Origin of the sequence: Pseudomonas frederiksbergensis (assembly GCF_900105495.1) — a bacterium.
GTDB lineage: Bacteria > Pseudomonadota > Gammaproteobacteria > Pseudomonadales > Pseudomonadaceae > Aquipseudomonas > Aquipseudomonas frederiksbergensis.
On record NZ_FNTF01000002.1, the window covers coordinates 2,755,264 to 2,776,833 of the forward strand.

15 protein-coding genes are annotated in these 21,570 nt (G+C 59.9%); all 15 read left to right on the forward strand.

The features are described from left to right. The first annotated feature begins 25 nt into the window (after window positions 1-25). Window positions 26-1,114, forward strand: a complete 1,089-nt coding sequence (locus tag BLW70_RS12925; protein ID WP_046056003.1) for a flagellar basal body P-ring protein FlgI — start codon at window positions 26-28, stop codon at window positions 1,112-1,114. 11 nt (window positions 1,115-1,125) lie between these two features. Beyond that, window positions 1,126-2,427 carry a flagellar assembly peptidoglycan hydrolase FlgJ gene (flgJ, locus tag BLW70_RS12930; RefSeq protein ID WP_074874491.1) on the forward strand — a complete coding sequence of 434 codons (1,302 nt, stop codon included), beginning with the start codon at window positions 1,126-1,128 and terminating at the stop codon, window positions 2,425-2,427. 23 nt (window positions 2,428-2,450) lie between these two features. After that, window positions 2,451-4,520, forward strand: coding sequence for a flagellar hook-associated protein FlgK (gene flgK / locus BLW70_RS12935; protein ID WP_074874493.1), 2,070 nt, complete (start codon window positions 2,451-2,453; stop codon window positions 4,518-4,520). 13 nt (window positions 4,521-4,533) lie between these two features. Beyond that, window positions 4,534-6,102 (forward strand): flagellar hook-associated protein 3, encoded by a 1,569-nt coding sequence (locus BLW70_RS12940; RefSeq protein WP_074874495.1) that lies wholly within the window; start codon window positions 4,534-4,536, stop codon window positions 6,100-6,102. Window positions 6,103-6,226: 124 nt separating this feature from the next. Further along, entirely contained in the window at window positions 6,227-9,799 is a 3,573-nt protein-coding gene (locus BLW70_RS12945) for a glycosyltransferase (RefSeq protein WP_074874497.1), read from the forward strand. Between the two features lie 302 nt (window positions 9,800-10,101). Continuing rightward, complete coding sequence (gene rfbF / locus BLW70_RS12950) at window positions 10,102-10,875, forward strand: glucose-1-phosphate cytidylyltransferase (RefSeq protein WP_074874499.1); 774 nt, start codon at window positions 10,102-10,104, stop codon at window positions 10,873-10,875. Next, window positions 10,857-11,939 carry a CDP-glucose 4,6-dehydratase gene (gene rfbG, locus BLW70_RS12955; RefSeq protein WP_074874501.1) on the forward strand — a complete coding sequence of 361 codons (1,083 nt, stop codon included), beginning with the start codon at window positions 10,857-10,859 and terminating at the stop codon, window positions 11,937-11,939. Before rfbF ends, rfbG begins: the two co-directional genes overlap by 19 nt. Beyond that, complete coding sequence (locus BLW70_RS12960) at window positions 11,936-12,496, forward strand: dTDP-4-dehydrorhamnose 3,5-epimerase family protein (RefSeq protein ID WP_074874504.1); 561 nt, start codon at window positions 11,936-11,938, stop codon at window positions 12,494-12,496. The genes rfbG and BLW70_RS12960 overlap by 4 nt, the downstream gene beginning before the upstream one ends. Further along, window positions 12,493-13,719, forward strand: coding sequence for a class I SAM-dependent methyltransferase (locus tag BLW70_RS12965; RefSeq protein WP_074874506.1), 1,227 nt, complete (start codon window positions 12,493-12,495; stop codon window positions 13,717-13,719). Before BLW70_RS12960 ends, BLW70_RS12965 begins: the two co-directional genes overlap by 4 nt. Further along, window positions 13,716-14,573 carry an NAD-dependent epimerase/dehydratase family protein gene (locus BLW70_RS12970; RefSeq protein WP_074874508.1) on the forward strand — a complete coding sequence of 286 codons (858 nt, stop codon included), beginning with the start codon at window positions 13,716-13,718 and terminating at the stop codon, window positions 14,571-14,573. Before BLW70_RS12965 ends, BLW70_RS12970 begins: the two co-directional genes overlap by 4 nt. Next, window positions 14,563-15,633, forward strand: a complete 1,071-nt coding sequence (locus BLW70_RS12975) for a class I SAM-dependent methyltransferase (RefSeq protein ID WP_074874511.1) — start codon at window positions 14,563-14,565, stop codon at window positions 15,631-15,633. Before BLW70_RS12970 ends, BLW70_RS12975 begins: the two co-directional genes overlap by 11 nt. A gap of 17 nt (window positions 15,634-15,650) precedes the next feature. Beyond that, window positions 15,651-16,388, forward strand: coding sequence for a cephalosporin hydroxylase family protein (locus BLW70_RS12980; protein ID WP_074874513.1), 738 nt, complete (start codon window positions 15,651-15,653; stop codon window positions 16,386-16,388). A 51-nt stretch (window positions 16,389-16,439) separates the two neighbouring features. Continuing rightward, entirely contained in the window at window positions 16,440-19,376 is a 2,937-nt protein-coding gene (locus BLW70_RS12985) for a TIGR00180 family glycosyltransferase (protein ID WP_074874514.1), read from the forward strand. 30 nt (window positions 19,377-19,406) lie between these two features. Beyond that, window positions 19,407-20,408 carry a UDP-N-acetylglucosamine 4,6-dehydratase (inverting) gene (gene pseB / locus BLW70_RS12990; RefSeq protein WP_074874516.1) on the forward strand — a complete coding sequence of 334 codons (1,002 nt, stop codon included), beginning with the start codon at window positions 19,407-19,409 and terminating at the stop codon, window positions 20,406-20,408. Beyond that, entirely contained in the window at window positions 20,405-21,568 is a 1,164-nt protein-coding gene (gene pseC, locus BLW70_RS12995) for a UDP-4-amino-4,6-dideoxy-N-acetyl-beta-L-altrosamine transaminase (protein WP_074874518.1), read from the forward strand. Before pseB ends, pseC begins: the two co-directional genes overlap by 4 nt. Window positions 21,569-21,570: the final 2 nt, after the last annotated feature.

The window sequence follows — 21,570 nt, forward strand, 5'->3', positions numbered from 1 at the left end:
GGCCACGTTGAATTTCAAAAGCCTCATGGTGGCCGCTCTAATGCTGTCCGCAGCGTTCAACGCTCAAGCCGAGCGGCTGAAGGATATCGCCAGTATTTCTGGTGTGCGTTCCAACCAATTGATCGGCTACGGCCTGGTGGTCGGGCTTAACGGCACCGGCGACCAGACGACGCAAACCCCGTTCACCCTGCAGACGTTCAACAACATGCTCTCGCAGTTCGGCATCAAGGTGCCGCCGGGTTCGGGCAACGTGCAGTTGAAAAACGTCGCGGCGGTGTCGATCAGTGCCGATTTGCCGGCGTTCGCCAAGCCGGGGCAGCAGGTCGACATTACCGTATCGTCCATCGGTAACTCCAAGAGCCTGCGCGGCGGCACCTTGCTGCTGACGCCGCTCAAGGGGATCGACGGCAACGTCTATGCGGTCGCTCAGGGCAACCTGGTGGTCGGCGGTTTCGACGCCGAAGGTCGTGACGGTTCGAAGATCACTGTTAACGTTCCGTCGGCCGGTCGTATCCCGGGCGGTGCGTCGGTCGAGCGTTCGGTGCCGAGCGGTTTCAACCAGGGCAACAGCCTGACGCTGAACCTCAACCGTTCGGACTTCACCACCGCCAAGCGCATCGTCGACAAGATCAACAACATGCTCGGCCCTGGCGTTGCCCAGGCCATCGACGGCGGCTCGATTCGCGTCAGTGCGCCGCTTGATCCGAGCCAGCGCGTCGACTATTTGTCGATCATCGAGAACCTTGAAGTCGACCCGGGTCAGGCGGTGGCGAAAGTCATCATCAACTCGCGGACCGGCACCATCGTGATCGGCCAGAACGTCAAAGTTTCCCCGGCCGCCGTGACCCACGGCAGCCTGACCGTGACCATCACCGAAGACCCGATCGTCAGCCAGCCCGGCCCTCTGTCCAATGGGCAGACGGCGGTCGTGCCGCGCTCGCGGGTCAACGCCCAGCAGGAAGCCAAGCCGATGTTCAAGTTCGGCCCGGGCACCACTCTCGACGAAATCGTGCGTGCGGTGAACCAGGTCGGCGCGGCGCCGGGTGACTTGATGGCCATCCTCGAAGCCCTGAAACAGGCCGGCGCGTTGCAAGCCGATCTGATCGTGATCTGAGGGCGGCGACCATGGATATGCGCAAGGGCGGTTTGGGGGTCAACAGCAACGATTCGGGTTCCTATTCGGACCTTAATCGCTTGAACCAGCTCAAGGTCGGCGACAAGGACAGTGACGCGAACATGCGCAAGGTTGCGCAGGAATTCGAGTCGCTGTTCCTCGGTGAAATGCTCAAGTCCATGCGCTCGGCCACCGACGCGCTGGGCCAGGACAATCCGCTCAATACGCCGGCCGCCAAGCAATACCAGGAAATGTACGACCAGCAGTTGGCCGTTTCCATGTCCCGTGAGGGTGGCGGTATTGGTCTGGCTGACGTGCTGATGCGTCAGATGTCGAAGAACAAACCGCTGGCCCCGGGCGAGGCCGCTGCAGCGTCAGCCGCCAAGCAAGCTGCCGCGAAAGCCGCCGTGGAAACCCCGATTGCCGCCGGTACGGTTGCCACCAACGGGCCGCTGTCGCGCCTCAATGGCGAGCGTCCGTTGTGGGCTTCGCGCTCGGTGAGCGCGGCAAGTAGTGCGGGCGAAGGCACTCATCGCAATGACATGGCGCTGATCAATCAACGGCGTCTGGCGCTGCCGCCAAAACTGGCCGACCGCTTGCTCGCAGGGCTGGTGCCGTCGGCATCGATTCCTGCCGCGACCGCCACGACAGCACAGAACAACATCCAGATGCCGCAGAGCACCAAGACCGGTGCCGGTCCGCTGTACAACGGCGATTGGCTGGCTTCGCAAGCGGATGCGACATCCAGCGGGCGCCTGCAGGTTTACGGTCGTGCCATGGCGCAAATACCGCTGGCACCGGCGAAGAAAGCGTTCAGTTCCGCCGACGAATTCGTCAATACCATGCTGCCGATGGCCAAAGAGGCCGCCGAACGCATTGGGGTTGATCCGCGTTACCTGGTGGCGCAGGCCGCCCTGGAAACCGGATGGGGCAAATCGGTCATGCGCGCCCAGGATGGCAGCAGCAGTCACAACCTGTTCGGCATCAAGGCCAGCAGCAGTTGGAAGGGCGAATCGGCGCGGGCAATCACCAGCGAATTCAGGAATGGCGAGATGGTCAAGGAGACGGCGCAGTTCCGTTCCTATGACTCTTACAAGGACAGCTTCCATGACCTTGTGACGCTGCTGCAAACCAACAATCGCTATCAAGATGTTGTGAAGTCGGCCGATAACCCAGAACAGTTTGTGCGCGAGTTGCAAAAGGCCGGTTATGCAACCGACCCGGACTACGCAAGCAAGATTTCGCAGATAGCCAAGCAGATGACGAGTTACCAGAACTACGCTGCGGCGGGCGCTACCACCACGCCTCTATAGGCATAAGCTATAAGGTCTGAACCATGAGTTTGCTCAACATCGGGATGTCGGGGCTGTCAGCCAGCCAATCGTCGTTGATGACGACGGGTAACAACATCGCCAACGTCGATACCGCGGGTTACTCGCGTCAGCAGACCGTGCAGGGCACCAAAGCCTCGCAGCAGTTCGGCAATGTCTACATCGGCACCGGCACGACCCTGGCCGATGTACGTCGGGTGTACAACAGCTACCTTGACGCCCAACTGCAGACCACCACTTCGCTCAACAGCGATTCGGCCGCGTACCTGGGCCAGGTCACGCCGCTGGACAAACTGCTGTCGGACACCAGCACCGGCCTCAATGGCGCACTGACCAAGTTCTTCGCCTCGGTGCAGAACGTCAACGCCAAGCCGGGTGACGACGCTTCACGCCAGTTGCTGCTCAGCGATGCCCAGGCCTTGAGCAATCGTTTCAATTCGGTGTCCAGCCAGTTGAACGAGCAGAACGCGAACATCAATGGCAACCTGACGAACATGGCCGATCAGGTCAACAAACTGGCCGCCACCGTGGCGCAGTTGAACCAGAAGATTGCCGAAATTTCCAGCTCCGGTGGCATGCCGAACGAGCTGCTCGACGCCCGTAACGAGACCGTACGCCAGCTTTCGACCTTTACCGGCGCGCAGATCGTCGAGCGTGAAGGTAACGTCGATATCTACTTGGGCAGCGGCCAGCCGCTGGTCATGGGCAACACCGTCAACAAACTCGAAGTCGTGCCGGGCAAAGACGACCCGAACCGCTTGGCGCTGCAACTCAATCGTGGTTCGAGCACCATCGATATCACGTCGATCATGACCGGTGGCGAAATCGGCGGTTTGCTGCGCTATCGCAGCACCGTGCTCGACCCGGCCATGAACGAACTGGGTCGCGTCGCCCTGGTCGTCGCCGATCAGATGAACAGCATCCAGGCCCAGGGCATCGACAAGAACGGTGACTTCGGTTCAAACCTGTTCAACAGCATCAACAGTGCTGCGCAAATGGCTCAGCGCAGCATCGCCTCCGGCAATAACAGCGTGGGTTCGGGCAACTTCGATGTCAGCATCGAAGACACTGGCAAGCTGACCATCAACGATTACAAGGTGACGTTCACCAGCGCCACCGACTACACCGTGCAGCGCCTGCCAGACAATACGCCTGTGGGCGGCAGCTACAGCACGACGACCACACCGGCGCCGGTGATCGAGGGGTTCTCCTTGAAGCTGACCGGTGGCACCGCGGCTGCTGGCGATACCTTCAAGATCACCCCGACCCGCAATGCGGCGGCCAATATCAAGACCGAGATGACCGACTCCAAACGTCTGGCCATCGCGGCACCGTTGGGTGCATCCATCGCGGCGAGCGGCAGCGGTAATGGCACCCTGACCATTCCGGCCAGCGGTCAACCGACCCTGACCACCCAATTCGATATCTACGACGCGGCCACCAAAACCGCGATGCAGAACGGCCTGAAAAATTCCACGCCGGCCAAGGTTGTCTTTGGTGCGGTGTCCGCCGACGGCACCAGCCAGGCCTACCAGTTCCTGGATGCCAAGGGTGGGGTGATCAGCAGCGGCACCATCAAGCCAGGTGAGAGCAACACCTTGAACTTGAGCATTCCGCTCAAGGATTCCACAGGTGCGCCGATCCCGCCTGCGCCTGCCACTCAGTACACCGCGGCCTTCAGCATGACCATCGCCGGCTCCCCGAGCAACGGCGCCGGGATCAACGTCTCGCTCAGTCAGCCGGGCAGCCTGGACAACCGTAACGGCACCGCACTGGCCGGCTTGCAGACCGCGCAGACCGTGGACACCGGCTCCGCCAGCAAAGGCATTTCCCTGAACGACGCTTACGGCAAACTGGTCGAAGGCGTTGGCTCCAAGGCCGCCCAGGGCAAGCTCGACAGCGCCGCGACCTCAGCCATCCTGGCAAACGCCAAGGGTGCGCGCGACTCGCTTTCGGGTGTCGACCTCGATGAGGAAACCGGCAACCTGGTCAAGTATCAGCAGTACTACACCGCCTCTTCGCAGATCATCAAGGCTGCGCAGGAAATCTTCAGCACTTTGATCAACAGCATTTAAGGAGTCGTAGCCCATGCGCATTTCTACCGCCCAGTTTTACGAGTCCTCGGCTGCGAACTATCAGAAGAACTTCGCCAACGTGGTCAAGAGCAGCGAAGAGGCCAGCAGCCTGGTTCGCGTGAACACCGCAGCCGATGATCCGGTCGGCGCCTCGCGTCTGTTGCAATTGGGTCAGCAGGCTTCGATGCTGGATCAGTTCTCGAACAATATGACCACCATCAAAGGCACGCTCGGCCAGACCGAAGCGGTGATGACCAGCATCAACAACGTGCTGCAGCGCGCCAAGGAACTAGCCCTGGGCGCGGGCAACGCCGGTTATACCGACGCTGACCGCCAGGCCAACGCCTCTGAACTGGGTCAGATCGAAGAGCAGCTGCTGAGCCTGATGAACACCAAGGACGAGAACGGCAAATACATCTTCTCCGGATCCAAGGGCGATATCGCACCGTTCTCGCGTAATACCGATGGCAGCTACACCTACAACGGTGATCAGGTCACGCTGGATCTGCCGATTGGCGATACCCAGTCGATGGCCACCAACAGCACCGGTTGGGACGTGTTCCAGCAAGCCATCAACACCAGCCGCACCCAGACTGCAATGACCTCGCCAGCCGTCGATGACGGTCGTGTGGTGCTTTCCAACGGTCAGGTGGGCTCCGACGTTACCTACAACGCAAAATTCCGCAGTGGCGAACCGTACACGGTGAATTTCGTCAGCGATACGCAGCTGCAAATCACAGACTCGCTGGGTAACGATGTCACCGCCGAGGCCAGTCAGAACGGTGTGTTCAGTTCCACCGGTGGGGCGGCCACGCAGACTGTCAACTTCCGTGGCGTCGATCTGAAGTTGAACATTAACCTGCAAGCGGGTGACGTTCCGAGCACGGTGATCACCGGACACAGTTTCACCCTGGCTGCCAAGCCGGACAGCTTCAATGCGTCCCGCAGCCCAGGTAACCCCTCGGCGGCGCTGGTCACCGGGACGGCGGTCACCAATAGCGCCGACTACCACGCCAGTTTTCCGGGTGGCGGCGCGATCCTCAAGTTCACCAGTGCCACGAATTACGATTTGTATGCCTCGCCTTTGACCGCTAACAGCACACCGGTTTCCAGCGGCACAATGGCGGGTTCCACAGCAACAGCGTCAGGTGTCTCCTTTACTTTGGCCGGTACACCGGCGGCGGGAGATCAGTTTTCCGTTGCGGTCAACACTCACCAGACGCAAAACGTTCTGGACACTGTCAGTCAGCTCAAAACAGCACTGTCGACGCCGACCAACAATAATCCGATAGCCATTCAGAAACTGAACGCGGCAATCGGCTCGGGTGTTGGCAACTTGTCCAGTGGCATCGACCAGTTGGCGTCAGGTCTCAGCTCCGTGGGTGGTCGCGGCGCATCATTGGTCACCCAGACTGACATCAACCAGAGCCTGGCACTGGCCAATACGCAGACGCAGGGTGCGATTCGTGATTCGGACCCTGCCGAAGTGATGACCCGTCTGACGCTGCAGCAAACCATGCTTCAAGCCTCGCAACTGGCGTTCAGCAAAATTGCTCAGTTGGGGTTGTTCAACAAAGTCTGAGTCAAGGCCCTCGCGATGTTGTCGCGGGGGCTTAAGACTGCTGAGTGCAAACCGTCTTTTTTCAGCGGTTCCGGGAACTCTCCTTGTTTAGAGTGAGGTCCCGCCGCTCGAGAGTTCCCTCGCCGTGAAACCAGCTCCTCTTGTCACCATCGCCATCCCCGCCTTCAAACCGCAGTTCTTCCAGACGGCACTGCAAAGCGCGCTGAATCAGACCTACGCCAATCTTGAAGTAATCGTCTGCGATGACAGTTGTGGCAACGAGATCCGTGAGATCGTCGATGCCTGCGAGGTGCCTGTCTCGATTCGCCTGCGCTATGTGCGCAATCCGCAGCGCCTGGGTTTTCAGGCCAACCTCATGGCCTGTGCGCAAGAGGCCAGCGGTGACTATCTGAAGTTACTGTGCGACGACGACCAGCTACTCCCTGAATGCATCACTCAGCAGATCGTCGGCTTCATCGACCACGAAGACGTCAACCTGGTGACCGGCCAGCGGCAGTTTTACGACGGTGATTACATCCTGCTTTCTGACCGTGTGGAAAATTGCTGTTTTTCCACGGGAGTCACCTTGTTCAAGGGTGAGGATCTGCTGGGCATTCTGGAAAGCAGTCTGGTCAATTTTCTCACTGGCCTCAGCGGGGCGTTGTTGCGAACCCGGCATGCGCTGGAATATTTGCCGGCCCTGACTCAGATTGGCGAAGGCTTTATCGCGTGTCTGGACTTCGCCTTGTTTGCCTGCCTGCTACGGCGTGGCAATCTGGTGGTGGTGGGTCAGGTGTTGAGCCTTGAGCGTTTGCATCCGGCGCGGCTGAGCGATCAGACACCAGTCAAGGCTGCGGTAATGACCGAACTCGACTGGCTCAAGCAAATGCTTGCCTTGCGCAGTGGTGAGCCGGCGCCTGCGCCGGGCTGGGTACGTTATCTGGCACTGGCCGATGCGACTGAGGGGCACGCCTATGCCTGGGAAGAAACCGCGCTGGGACGGCAACTGGGCTTCATTCAAACGATGGTGCACACCCGGGTAGGCGTCAAGAGCGACAGCTTTGTCGACATGTACCGGGAATGGCTGTCGTGCCGTCGTTTGAAACCGGCCCAGCAACGTTTGCTCGACGCCCGTTTGCAGGGTTGGAGCTGGCGTCCGCGCATCGTGCCGATTGTTCTCGACAGCGAAGGCGATGTTCCGGCGCTGGAAGAGACGCTCAAGAGCATTCGTCATCAGACCTACGCCGCCGAGCACGTGGTAGTGCTGTCCCAATTACAGCACGCGCCATTCGACGGTGTGCGTCATATACGTCTGGATGATGAACCGGTTGCCCAGTTCAATCGCCTGCTGGCCCAGTTGGATAACGCAGACTGGATCTATCTGGTTCGCGCGGGCGATCGCTTGAATGAACTGGCTTTACTGTTACTGGCAGAGCGCATGGTGGAAATGCCTGACGTGCGCTGCCTCTACAGTGACGAGGGCGGATTGCGTGATGACGTCTCGGTCGAGCCGGTGTTCAAGCCCGACTTCAACCTGGATCTGATGCGCAGCTATCCCTATGTCGGCCGCGTGCTGGCCCTGCAGCGGCAGCGGATGATCGAGCTGGGTGGCATGCAACACGGTTTTGGCGAGCTGGGTGTGCATGATCTGGTCTGGCGACTGGTGGAGAGTAACGGGCCACATGCGATTGGGCACATCGCTGAAGTTCTCGTGGAATCTGCTCTGTGTCTCTCCCAGTGGCTCACGCAGCCGCAGATTATCGAGCAGAACCCTCGCGTGCTGGCCGCGCACCTGCAGCGGCTCGGTGCACCACACCGGATTCGCCCTGGCAATCAGCCGATGATCAATCGTGTGGACTACCTGCATGATGAGCCGGCCATGGTTTCGATCGTCATTGCGACCCGCGATGAATTGGGTTCCCTGGAGCGTTGCGTCGAAAGTCTGTTGGAGAAAACCGCCTGCCAACGCTATGAAGTTCTCATTGTCGACAACGGCAGTACTGCCGTTGATGCCTGCAACTGGCTGTCGGCCATGGAGCAAATGGGCAGTGACAAACTTCGGGTGTTGCACTGTGATCATGGTGACAATCTGGCTGCAGTGCAGAACTTCGCTGCCGGCCACGCCCGTGGCGACTATCTGTTGTTTCTCAGTCCCTACAGTATCGTTGTGAGCCCTGATTGGCTCGACGAGTTGCTCAATCACGCTCAGCGTCCGGAAGTCGGAGTGGTCGGCGGTCGGCTGGTGAGTCCGCAAGGGCGTATCGAGGGCACGGCCCAGGTACTGGGGTTGCGGGGGGCGGTCGGTGTTCCCAATCGTGGTGAGTTGCTCAACACGTCCGGTTACATGCAGCGCCAGCAGACCGTACAGAATTTCAGTGCCGTGGGCATCGATTGCCTGCTTGTGCGCAAGAAGGTTTTTGATGATCTGCACGGCCTGGACGAGCAGAATCTGGCGCAAGCACTCAATGGCGCTGACTTTTGCCTGCGTGTGAAGCAAAGCGGATACCTGGTGGTGTGGACTCCCTACGCCGAATTGATGCGAGTGGTTCCATCCTCTGCCTTCATTCCCGCTCCCAGGGTGTTGCAGGCCGAGCAGAAAAGCTTTTACCAGCGATGGTTGCCAGTGATAGCCAGGGATCCGGCCTACAACCCTAATCTGAGTCTGGGCACCAGCAACTTCAGTTTGGAGCCGGGATTCAAGGATGGCTGGGACCCGTTCTCGCGTCAGCTTTTGCCCAAGATTCTGGCGATTCCAATCAATACCACCGCAGTGGGCCATTACCGGGTTGCCCAGCCGTTCCGTGAGTTGGAGGCGGCCGGGCGCGTGGTGGGGCATCTGAGTTATCACACGCCGACAGACATTGACCTGGAACGGTGCTCCCCCGACGTGATCGTGCTGCAGGGCCGCTATAGCCAGAATGCGGTCGATGAGGTTGAGCGAGTCAAAAACTGCTCGCACGCTTTGCGCATCTTTGAACTTGACGATTATGTGATTGATGTCCCGAAGAAGAACGCGCACCTGCGCAAGGCTGAGGTCGGGGTCGATAAAATAGTGCGCCGTGGCATAGGGCTGTGTGACCGGGTTGTGGTCTCGACCCAGCCCTTGGCCGACGCTTTGCGGGACATGCATCACGATATCCGGGTGGTCCCGAACATGCTTGCGCCGCATCTCTGGACCGGGCTCACCAGTCAGCGCCGCACCTCTCGCAAGCCTCGCGTGGGTTGGGGTGGCGGGACGAGTCATGATGGAGACCTGGCGATCATTGCGGACGTGGTACGCCTGCTTGCCAACGAAGTCGAATGGGTGTTCTTCGGCATGTGTCCGCCGGCTTTGCGTCCATTTGTCCATGAGTTCCATCCCAGCATCGGCCTGGAGGCCTATCCGGCCAAACTGGCCAGCCTGAACCTCGATCTGGCCTTGGCACCGCTGGAGTTCCACATCTTCAACGACTGCAAGAGCAACCTGCGTCTGTTGGAGTACGGCGCCTGCGGTTACCCGGTGATTTGCACCGACACTGAAGCCTATCGCGGCTATCTGCCCTGCACCAAGGTCGTGAGCAACAGCACCGAGGAATGGCTCGAGGCAATCCGCATGCACCTGTCCGACCCTGATGCGAGCTATCGCATGGGCGATGCGCTGCGTGAGGAAGTGCTGCGCGATTACATGCTCAAGGGCAACAATCTCAACTACTGGGACGAGGGCTGGTTGCCTGACTGATCGGGCATGGATGTACACCTGCATACCTGAATCAGACGCCTTTCTCCTGCTACGGGATTGAAGGTGCCCGCTTTACGCTTGGGGACGAACCCGGTCTGCATGATCCGGATTCGTCCCTTTTTTGTGCCTGCTATTTGGATTCATGAGCTGGCGCGTTTCCTGCAAGTCCCCCTCATATCGCCATAAAACGAGCGCTTGCGGCCGGTACGCCGCCGCCTGACACGGCAGAGTGTTTTAGCCAGACAGCACGCAAAAGCTTGAAATAGCTTGGCCGAGCTCTGTGAAGAACAAGAGGGGAGACGATGAAGGCAGTAATTCTGGCGGGTGGCCTGGGCACGCGCATCAGCGAAGAGTCGCACCTCAAGCCCAAGCCAATGATCGAGATCGGCGGTAAGCCAATTCTTTGGCACATCATGAAGCAGTATTCCGCCCACGGGATTCATGACTTCGTGATCTGCCTTGGCTACAAGGGCTATGCCATCAAGGACTTCTTCGCCAACTACTTCCTGCACACCTCCGACGTCACCTTCGACATGCGCAACAACCGCATGGACGTGCATCAGAACTACAGCGAGCCGTGGAGCGTCACTCTCATCGACACCGGCGAGGAAACCATGACCGGTGGCCGCTTGCTGCGCGCCGGCCGTTACCTCAAGGATGAAGAGGCCTTCTGCTTTACCTACGGCGACGGCGTCTCCGATATCAATATCCGTCAACTGGTGGACTACCACACCACCCACGGTCGTCTGGCGACCGTCACCGCCGTACAACCGCCGGGCCGTTACGGTGCCCTGGAGCGTCACGGCGATCAGGTGCTCGGTTTCACCGAGAAGCCCCGTGGTGACGGTGGCTGGATCAATGGCGGTTTCTTTGTGCTTTCGCCCAAAGTGCTCTCGTACATCGGCGGTGATGACACCACTTGGGAAGCCGAGCCATTGGCCCGTTTGGCCCGGGACGAACAATTGAAGGCCTTCGAGCATGAAGGCTTCTGGCACCCGATGGACACTCTGCGCGACAAGAACTACCTCGAAGCGCTGTGGCAGAGCGGGGAGGCCCCATGGAAGCAATGGGACTGAGCCCGGAATTCTGGCGTGGCAAACGCGTTCTGCTGACCGGCCACACCGGGTTCAAGGGCAGTTGGCTGACCCTGTGGCTGCAAAGCCTGGGCGCGCAAGTCAGCGGTTTTGCCCTCGACCCGTCGACCGAACCGAGCCTGTTCGAACTGGCCCGGGTGCACGAGGGCATCAATGATCAGCGCGGCGACTTGCGTGACCTCGGCGCATTGCTGGAGCTGATCGCCGAAACGCAGCCGGAAATCGTCCTGCACCTGGCGGCCCAGCCACTGGTGCGCGAAGCCTATCGCGATCCGCTCGGGACCTATTCCAGTAACGTCATGGGCACCCTCAACCTGCTCGAAGCGATCCGTCAGGTCGGTGGCGTGCGTGCCTGCGTGCTGGTGACCACCGACAAGGTTTACGCGAACAAGGAATGGCTGTGGCCCTACCGCGAAGACGAAGCCCTCGGCGGCCACGACCCTTACAGCAGCAGCAAGGCCTGCTGCGAGTTGCTGGCCCAGTCCTATGCCGCTTCGTTTTTCCCGGCCGAGCGCTATGCCGAACACGGTCTGGCGTTGGCCACGGCCCGGGCCGGCAACGTGCTGGGCGGTGGTGACTTCGCTCCAGAACGCTTGATCCCTGATGTGCTCAAGGCCTGGTCGGCGGATGAGCCGGTGACCCTGCGTTACCCGCAAGCCGTGCGCCCTTGGCAGCACGCTCTGGAACCGTTGGCCGGTTACCTGCAACTGGCCGCCGGTCTCTATGAAAAAGGTCCCGGGTTTGCCGGTGCCTGGAACTTTGGCCCGAGCGAAGCGGACATGTGCAGCGTTGGCGAAGTGGTCGAACTGCTCGCCAACCGCTGGCCACAAGCGCGCGGATTGCGCATCGAACCGAGCGATTTGCATGAGGCCGGTCTGTTGCGCCTCGACAGCAGCCGCGCCCGTCAACTGTTGGCCTGGCAACCGCGCTGGTCGTTGCAGCAATGCCTGACCCATACCCTCGATTGGCACCTGGCCTGGCAAAACGGCGACGACATGCGCGCCATCACGTTGGGCCAGTTGAACCTGTACCGAGGCGCGCTGTGAGCGAGTTTCTGTTGAAGTCATTGCCGCTGGCCGGACTGTTCAGCGTGCAGCACAAACGCTTCGAAGATGAGCGTGGGCACTTTGCGCGGCTGTTCTGCGAAGGCAGCCTGAGCGCCTTCGGCCAGCCGTTTCATATCCGCCAGATCAACCATTCCTGCACCCGTGAGCGGGGCAGTGTGCGGGGTCTGCATTATCAGAACGCCAGCGCACCGGAAGCCAAATTGATCACGTGTCTGCGTGGTGAGGTCTGGGACGTGGCGGTGGATTTACGCCCGGACTCGGAGACCTTTCTGCACTGGCACGCCGAACACCTGCGTGCTGGCGATGGCCGCAGCCTGTTGATCCCGGCCGGTTTTGCCCATGGTTTCCAAACCCTCACCGATGACGCCGAATTGCTTTACCTGCACAGCGCTGATTACACGCCTGCGCATGAGGGCGGTTTGTCGGTGAACGATCCACGGCTGGCGATTGCTTGGCCGTTGCCTGTCAATAATCTGTCGGCCAGGGATTCCAGCCATCCCGTGCTCGATGAACACTTCGCTGGAGTGCGTGTATGAACTGCCGTGGTTGCGCAACGCCGCTGGCCTTGCCGCTGATTGATCTGGGCACTTCGCCGCCGTCCAATGCCTACGTGCGCGCCGATCAGCTGGAACAATCCGAGCAATGGGTGCCGCTGAAGGTTGCAGTGTGTCAGCAATGCTGGCTGGTGCAGACCGAGGATTACACCAGCGCCGACAGCCTGTTCGACGCCGAGTACGCCTACTTCAGTTCGTTTTCCAGCACCTGGCTGACCCATGCCGAGCGCTATGTGGGCGAGATGGTCGAGCGTTTCGATCTGACGGCTGACAGCCGTGTGGTGGAAATCGCCGCCAACGACGGTTACTTGTTGCAGTACGTGGCCGGGCGCGGCATCCCTTGCCTGGGCGTCGAGCCGACCCGCAGCACCGCGCAAGCAGCTCGGGAAAAAGGCCTGGAAATCCGCGAGCTGTTCTTCGGCCGCGATACCGCGTTGCAGCTGACAAACGAAGGCTGGGCCGCCGACCTGATGGCGGCCAACAACGTGCTGGCCCACGTGCCGGATATCAATGATTTCCTCTGCGGTTTCGCTACTTTGCTCAAGCCGACGGGCGTGGCGACATTTGAATTTCCGCAGTTGCTGACCCTGATGGCAGGGCAGCAATTCGACACGCTGTATCACGAGCACTATTCCTACCTGTCCCTGACCGCCGTGCAAACGCTGTGCGAGCGCAACGGTCTGGAAGTGTTCGATGTCAGTCAGCTCTCGACCCACGGCGGTTCGCTGCGCGTGTTCGTTCAGCGCGTCGATGGTGTGCGCCGCGAAGTCCTGCCAGCGGTTCAACTGCAACTGCAAGCCGAGCTCGATGCCGGTGTAAAAACCCCCGAGTACTACGCAACCCTCGCGCCCGCCGCCGAACACATCAAGCACGAACTGCTGCGCTTCCTGTTGCAGGCCAAAGCCGACGGCAAGCGTGTGGTCGGGTACGGCGCCGCTGCCAAGGGCAACACCTTGCTCAACTACGCAGGGGTCAAACCGGACTTGCTGGCCTGGGTCGCCGATGCCAACCCGCACAAGCAGGGCAAGTACCTGCCGGGCAGTCGTATCCCGATCGTTTCGCCGGCGCAGATCGACATCGAGAAACCGGATTACGTGCTGGTCTTGCCGTGGAATTTGCTGCATGAAGTCAGTCAACAATTGGCCCGGGTGCGTCAGTGGGATGGCCGTTTCGTGATCGCCGTGCCCGAGTTGACCGTCCTGTGAAAGTGCTCGTGACCGGCGCCACCGGGTTTGTCGGCCGGCATCTGGTCGCGGCCTTGCTTGCTCGTGGTTGCGAAGTTCGCGCCGTGGCGCGCAATGCCGAGACTGCCGCGAGCATGCCGTGGATCAATGCGGTGGAGTTCATCGCCGCGGATATTCACGCCGCTGACCTGGACATCGCCAAGCTGACCACGGGTGTCGATGCCTTGGCGCATTTGGCCTGGCCGGGGTTGCCGAACTATCAGGCACTGTTCCATTTCGAGCACAACCTGATGGCTGACTACCGGTTCATCAAGGGCGCGGTCGAGGCGGGCGTGTCGCAGGTGCTGGTCACCGGAACCTGTTTCGAATACGGCATGCAGAGTGGGTCGCTCAGCGAGCAGTCCGCGCCGCAGCCAAGCAACCCTTATGGGCTGGCAAAGAACACCTTGCGCGTGTTCCTCGAAAACTTGCAGCGCGAGAAGTCATTCACCCTGCAATGGGCGCGGCTGTTTTACCTGCACGGCAGCGGACAGAACCCCAATAGTTTGCTGGCAGCGCTGGATCGGGCGATCGATGCCGGCGACGAACGTTTCAACATGTCGGCCGGTGAGCAACTGCGCGATTACCTGGCCATCGAGACTGCCGCCGGTTATCTCGCGGCGATCCTGCAACAGCGGGACTTCAATGGCGTGATCAATTGTTCCAGCGGCCAGCCGATATCGGTCAGAGCGCTGGTCGAGCAGCGGCTGCGTGAACGTGACGCATCGATCAGTTTGAACCTCGGTCACTACCCATACCCGACCCATGAACCGATGGCGTTCTGGGGCGTGGCGGACCGCTTGCAACAGCTACTGGGAGCAGAGCATGAGGCATGAGTTGTATCGGGTCGCCGACCTGCCGGTGTTGCAGAATCGCACCTTCGCCGACCCGCAATCGGCCAGGGCTTCGGCCTCTGCCGACATGGTGTTGGTACAGGATGAGCAGAGCGGGTTGATCTTCAACCAGGCCTTCGATGCCGACACGCTCAGCTACGACGCCGACTACCAAAATGAGCAGGCGCATTCGGTCCAGTTCCAGAAGCACCTGAGCGATGTCGAAGGCATCATTGCCCGGCACTTCAAGGGCCAGGAACTGATCGAAGTCGGCTGCGGCAAAGGCTACTTTCTCGAACTCCTGAAAGGTCAGGGCTATGCCATCACCGGCATCGACCCGGCGTACGAAGGCGACAATGTCGACGTGATCAAGGCCCCGTTCACGCGCGGGCTGGGTCTGGCGGCGGACGCCATCGTGCTGCGTCATGTGCTCGAACACATTCAGGATCCGGTGAGCTTTCTTGCCGAGATCGCCGAGGCCAATCAGGGCGGGCAGATCTACATCGAAGTGCCGTGCTTCGACTGGATTATCGAGCACCGCGCCTGGTTCGACCTGTTCTACGAGCACGTCAATTACTTCCGCCTCGATGACCTGCGCCGGATGTTCGGCACCGTGCAGGAGGCCGGTCACCTGTTCGGTGGCCAATACCTGTACATCGTTGCGGATCTTTCGACCTTGCGCCTGACCCCGGAACACCCGGTGCCGCGCCTGGACCTGCCCGAAGGTTTCACCCGTAGCCTTGAACGTGCGGTGCAGATTATTCAGGCCGACCCCGAACAAGGTTCGGCGATCTGGGGGGCATCGTCCAAAGGCGTGATCTATTCACTGTTCCTGCAACGGGCCGGTGTGGCAGTGGACCGCGTGGTGGATATCAATCCGGCCAAGCAGGGCCGTTATCTGCCGCTGAGCGGTGTGCGGGTGTCCTCTCCACAAGAGGCCATGGAGGCTCTGCCCGAAGGCGCCAATCTGTTTGTGATGAACTCCAACTACCTCGAAGAGATCAAGCGGATGACTGGTGGACGCTACGTCTATCACGCCGTCGACAACGCTTCGTTCCAGTGACCATTGAGAATTTTGAAATGACCGACAACAGCATCAACAAAGCCTTCGAAGCCGAATGCCAGGCAGAAATCGCGCGTCAGGGCGATGACCAGAAACTCACCGGCCTGGCCCGGGATTTTTTCAATGAATCGGCCAGGCACAAATACAGCTACCACTTCTCGTGGATGGGCCGTCCGATCATCCAGTTGCCGCAAGACATGATGGCCATGCAAGAGATCATCTGGCAGGTCAAACCGGACCTGGTGATCGAATGCGGTATCGCCCATGGCGGTTCGATCATCTACTACGCATCGTTGCTGGAGCTGCAAGGCCACGGCGAAGTGCTGGGCATCGATCTCGACATTCGTGCGCACAACCGCGAAGCCATCGAGAGCCACCCGATGAGCAAGCGCATTTCGATGATCGAGGGTTCGAGCATCGCCCCGGCCATCGCCGCCAAAGTCCGCGCTGCGGCCGAAGGCAAGAAAGTCATTCTGGTGCTGGACTCCAACCACACCCACGACCACGTGCTTGAAGAATTGCGTCTCTATGCGCCACTGGTTTCGGTGGACAGCTACTGCGTGGTGATGGACACCGTGGTTGAAGACATGCCGGCCGACTTCTTCCCGGATCGTCCATGGGGCCCGGGCGACAACCCGAAGACTGCGGTATGGAAGTACCTGGAAGAGAACAAGGACTTCGAAATTGACCAGCCACTGCAAAACAAGCTGCTGATCACCGTGGCGCCGGACGGCTACCTACGTCGCGTTCGTTAATCAAAAGTGGTTTCAGGTTCTTGGCGATTGGCCGGTTGTGGGGATAGGAAAATGCAGGTTCAAAGCAACACTCAAACCAACGTGACACCGCTGAACGAGCTGTTCACGGTGGTGGTTATCACCCACAACCGCAGTGCGTTCCTGCGACGTGCCTTGCAGTACTACAGCAGCTACTCCGCCAAGGTGCTGGTGCTGGATTCGTCCGTGCAGGGCGATGAGCGCCTCGCGGCCGACTTCCCGTCGGTCGACTATCGCCATTTGCCTCAGTTCACCTACACGGGTTTTCAACAAAAGCTTGCGTATGGTGCCAGCCAGGTCACCACACCGTACATGGTGCTGGCCGCCGACGATGACTTCCTGCTGCACGATGCATTGACCGAGTCTGTGAACTTCCTCGAGGCCAATCCCGATTACGGCATGTGCCACGGCTACTGCCTGATGTACCTGACGCACTCCAATTATGTGCAGTACTACCGTCGCGACAAGAAGGTGAAAGAGGATTACAGCGCCGATCGCGCGCAGGATCGTGTGCTCGACTACATGGGCCAGTACATTCCGCCGTTCTATGCGGTGCACCGTACTTCGCTGTTGCAGGACTGGTACGCGGCCATGCCGGAGGGCACGATTTTCGAGTGGCAGGAAATCGGTCACGTGTACTACATGCTCGCGCGGGCCAAGGCGCGGATTCTGCCGACGCCTTATGTGGTGCGGGAGGTCAACTACGGTCGTTCGGATCACAATACCGAAATCATTCACGTCCTGAGTTTCAAAGACGCCCGCTCCGTCGCCGAGCGTGAGCGCTTTGCCGGTTTCCTCGCCACGCTGCCGACCGGCATCAGCGACCTGAACCAGGTGCAGACCGTAGAGTTCGCCCTGCAAAGTTTCCAGGCGCTGGCCGACAGCCTGGCCGCGCGCAATGCATTGACGATCGAGCCGATTTTCGAGTCCTACTGGAAAGACCCCACCATCGGCCCGAAGCGCGCATTCGGGCCTCATCAGTATGTCGAGATGCCGTTCTACAACCAGGCGTTTTTCGATCAACTGACCGAGTGCGAATTCCTGCTCCATGCGATGCCTGCCGGACGCTTGCAGCTGGAAGAAATGGAAGGTGCGTTACTTCAGCAGCACACGTTGCAGCGGATCTATTCCAATGACACGTCCGAGACCATCCAGAACCGTTTGCTGCATGCCGTACAGTTGGGCGCATTCAACCGTAGGGTTGTGCAAAAACTGGTGCAGCAACTGTTGGACATGGGCGAGAGCACCGATGCGAAAATATTGACGGACTGGATTGCCCGCCTCGACAGCGTACCGACCTACGACAGCCGTCAGTTGCTGGACGGTATGCCCTCCGGCCGGCTGTTGAACTGGTTGCAGGCTCGCCAGCCGAACGACACGGCAGTACGGAAAATCAATCAACATCTGGCGGCCAATAAGGGCGGGCCTCAGTTCGGCATTCTGCTGCTGGATCTTGAAGCCGACATGGACAAGTTGCAGACCACCTTTGACAGCCTGATGGAAAGCGCTTTCCGCGCCTTTAAGGTGGTGGTCTTCACCACCGGTGATTTGCCCCAGGTCACCACCGAACAAAATACTGTGCATTTTGTAAAGGTCAGTGCAAGCAACTACGTCGATAGACTGAACCAGATTGCCCAGCGCTCGACGTCGGACTGGCTGCTGTTGGCCGAGGCCGGCGATGAGTTCACGTCTGCCGGCTTCCTGCGTGCCAGCCTTGAGTTGCAGAACGCCGAAGGTTGCCGTGCGGTGGCGATGGATGAGATTCATCGCCGTAGCAACGGCACATTGACCGAAGTTTTCCGTCCGGACTTCAACCTCGACCTGCTGCAAAGTCTGCCGGCGTTGACCGCCCGGCATTGGCTGTTCCGACGCGAGGTGCTGGTGGATGTCGGCGGTTATGCCCGCGAGTTCAGCGATGCCCTGGAATTCGACCTGCTGCTGCGCCTGATCGAAACTGGCGGGCTGGCGGGTCTGGCGCATTTGGCCGAACCATTGCTCATCACCCCGGCAGTGGAGATGGCACCGAACGAGCACCAACGTCAGACTCTGGTGCGCCACCTGGCAACCCGTGGCTATCAGGCACAGGTGAGCGCTGAGGTATTTGGTGGCTTGCGGATCGACTACCGCCACGCCGGGCGTCCGAAGGTGTCGATCATCGTACGCAGTGAAGGCTGTCAGGAGCAATTGCAGCGCTGCCTGGTGAGCGTATTGCAGCGCACGCGCTATCAGAACAACGAAATTATCATCGCTGACAATCACAGTCAGTCAGCCGATCTGCTGACGTGGCTCGACAGTCTGGAGCAAAACGGCGGCGGGCGGATTCGCCTGATCAAGAACGAGCGGCGCGTGAGCTCGTCGGCACTGCTCAACCAGGCCGTCGCGCAGGCGCAAGGTGAGTATCTGGTACTGCTCGCAGAAGACGCCGAGGTGGTCAATGCCAATTGGGTCGAAGCCTTGCTCAATCAGGCTCAGCGTCCTGAAGTGGGTGTGGTGGGGGCCAAACTGGTTGATCACGAGGGCAGCGTGACCGGCGCCGGTCTGATTCTGGGACTGGAAGATGGCGTGGCTTCTGCGTTCATTGGCGAGAAAAAAGACGCACCGGGTCATATGCATCGACTGCTGGTCGAGCAGAATTATTCGGCAGTTTCCGACGCTTGTCTGATGGTGCGCAAGGAGGTGTTCGACGCACTGGGCGGGCTGGATGAAGAGCATTTCGAGCAAGCGTATGCCGATGTCGACTTTTGCCTGAAAGTCGTCGATGCCGGGTTGCTGACCGTATGGACGCCGCAAGTGCAAATCGCCCACCCCGGCACTTTGCCGGATGACCCGCAGGCGGCAGCTGCCCTGCGTGACAAGTGGCAGGCGCGCTTCGCTCAGGACGCGGCCTACAACCCGAATCTTTCCCTGACCGGCAAGGGCTTTACTCTTGGCGACGCTGCCAGTGTCAACTGGGCGCAGTTGCTCGCATAAGCCTGACTGACAGGTAAAAGGACTCAAGGCATGTTCAACGGTAAATCGATTTTCATCTCTGGCGGCACCGGCTCGTTCGGGCGCAATTTCATCCGCCGGTTGCTGGAGCAATATCAGCCCAAGCGTGTGGTGGTGTTCTCCCGCGATGAGCTCAAGCAGTACGAGATGCAACAGACCTTCAACGCGCCGTGCATGCGTTACTTCCTCGGCGATGTGCGTGATGCCGAGCGTTTGCGTCAGGCCATGCGCGGTATCGATTACGTGGTGCATGCCGCGGCACTGAAACAAGTGCCGGCGGCAGAATACAACCCCACCGAATGCATTCGTACCAACGTCAACGGTGCGGAAAACATCATTGCCGCAGCCATCGATAACGGCGTGAAAAAGGTCGTCGCGCTGTCCACCGACAAGGCGGCCAGCCCCATCAACCTATACGGCGCGACCAAGCTGTTGTCGGACAAATTGTTCGTCGCCGCGAACAACATTGCCGGTGACCAGAACACCCGTTTTTCGGTGGTTCGTTACGGCAACGTCGCCGGCTCGCGGGGGTCGGTGGTGCCGTTTTTCAGCAAGCTGATTGCCGAGGGCGCCACGGAGCTGCCGATCACCGATGAACGCATGACGCGTTTCTGGATCACCCTCGATCACGGTGTGCAGTTTGTGCTCGACAGCTTTGCGCGCATGCACGGTGGTGAAGTGTTTGTGCCGAAGATCCCGTCGATTCGTATCGTCGATCTGGCGTTGGGCATGGCTGAACATTTGCCGCACAGGAACGTCGGCATTCGTCCGGGAGAAAAACTTCATGAGCTGATGGTCCCGCTGGACGACGCGCGCATGACCCTGGAGTTCGATGATCACTACACGATTCAACCGTCGATTCGTTTCACCAGCGTCGACGTGGATTTTGCTGTCGACAAACTGGGCGAGCAGGGCACGCCTGTGAGCGAGGATTTTGAGTACCGCTCCGACACCAACCCGCACTTCCTGTCGGTCGGCCAGATCGCAGATCTGCACGCGGAGCTGTCGGCATGATTCCCTACGGTCGGCAAAGCCTCGATCAGGCAGACATCGATGCGGTGGTCGCCGTGTTGCAGTCCGACTGGCTGACACAAGGGCCGACCATTGAACGCTTCGAACAGGCCATGGCCGAGCGTTGTCAGGCTGATTTCGCGGTGGCGGTGTGCAATGCCACCGCCGCGTTGCACATTGCCTGTCTAGCTGCCGGGCTCGGCCCGGGAGACCGGTTGTGGACCACGCCGAACACCTTTTTGGCTTCGGCCAATTGTGGTCGCTATTGCGGCGCCGAAGTGGACTTCGTCGACATCGATCCGCTGACCTGGAATCTCGACGCCTACACGCTGGCGGCGAAGCTTGAAGCTGCCGAGCGTGACGGCACGCTGCCGAAGGTTCTGGTGGCCGTGGCGTTTTCCGGTCAGAGCTGCGACATGCGCATGATCGCCGAGTTGGCCGAACGCTATGGCTTTACGGTGATCGAGGACGCGTCCCACGCGGTCGGCGCATCCTATGCCGGGCGTCCGGTGGGCTGCGGCGAATTTGCGGCGATGACGGTGTTCAGTTTTCACCCGGTGAAGATCATCACCAGTGCCGAGGGCGGCATGGTCCTGACCAATCGCCCGGAATTGGCCGGGCGCCTGCAACGCTTGCGCAGCCACGGCATGACCCGCGATCCGCAGCAGATGACTGAACCCAGTCACGGTCCCTGGTACTACCAGCAAGTGGAATTGGGCTTCAACTACCGGATCACCGATCTGCAAGCGGCGCTCGGTTTGTCACAACTGAACAAGCTCGATGGCTTCATCGAGCGTCGTCGTGAACTGGCGGCGCGGTATGACCGATTGCTGGCGTACCTGCCGCTGACCTTGCCCAGTGCGCAGCCCGAAGCCGAGTCGGCGTGGCATCTGTACGTGGTGCGGTTGCAACCTGATCGGATCAACCTCAGCCATCGGCAGGTGTTCGAAGGGTTGCGGGCAGCCGGGATCGGAGTGAACCTGCACTATATTCCGCTGCATTTGCAGCCGTACTATCGCGAGCTGGGATTTGCCGAAGGTGACTTCCCGCAGGCCGAGCGTTATTACGCCGAGGCCATCAGCCTGCCGATGTTTCCTTTGCTGAGCGATGAACAACAGGACTTCGTGGTCGAGCAACTGCGTCGGCTGGTTCTTGAGGAGTAGTG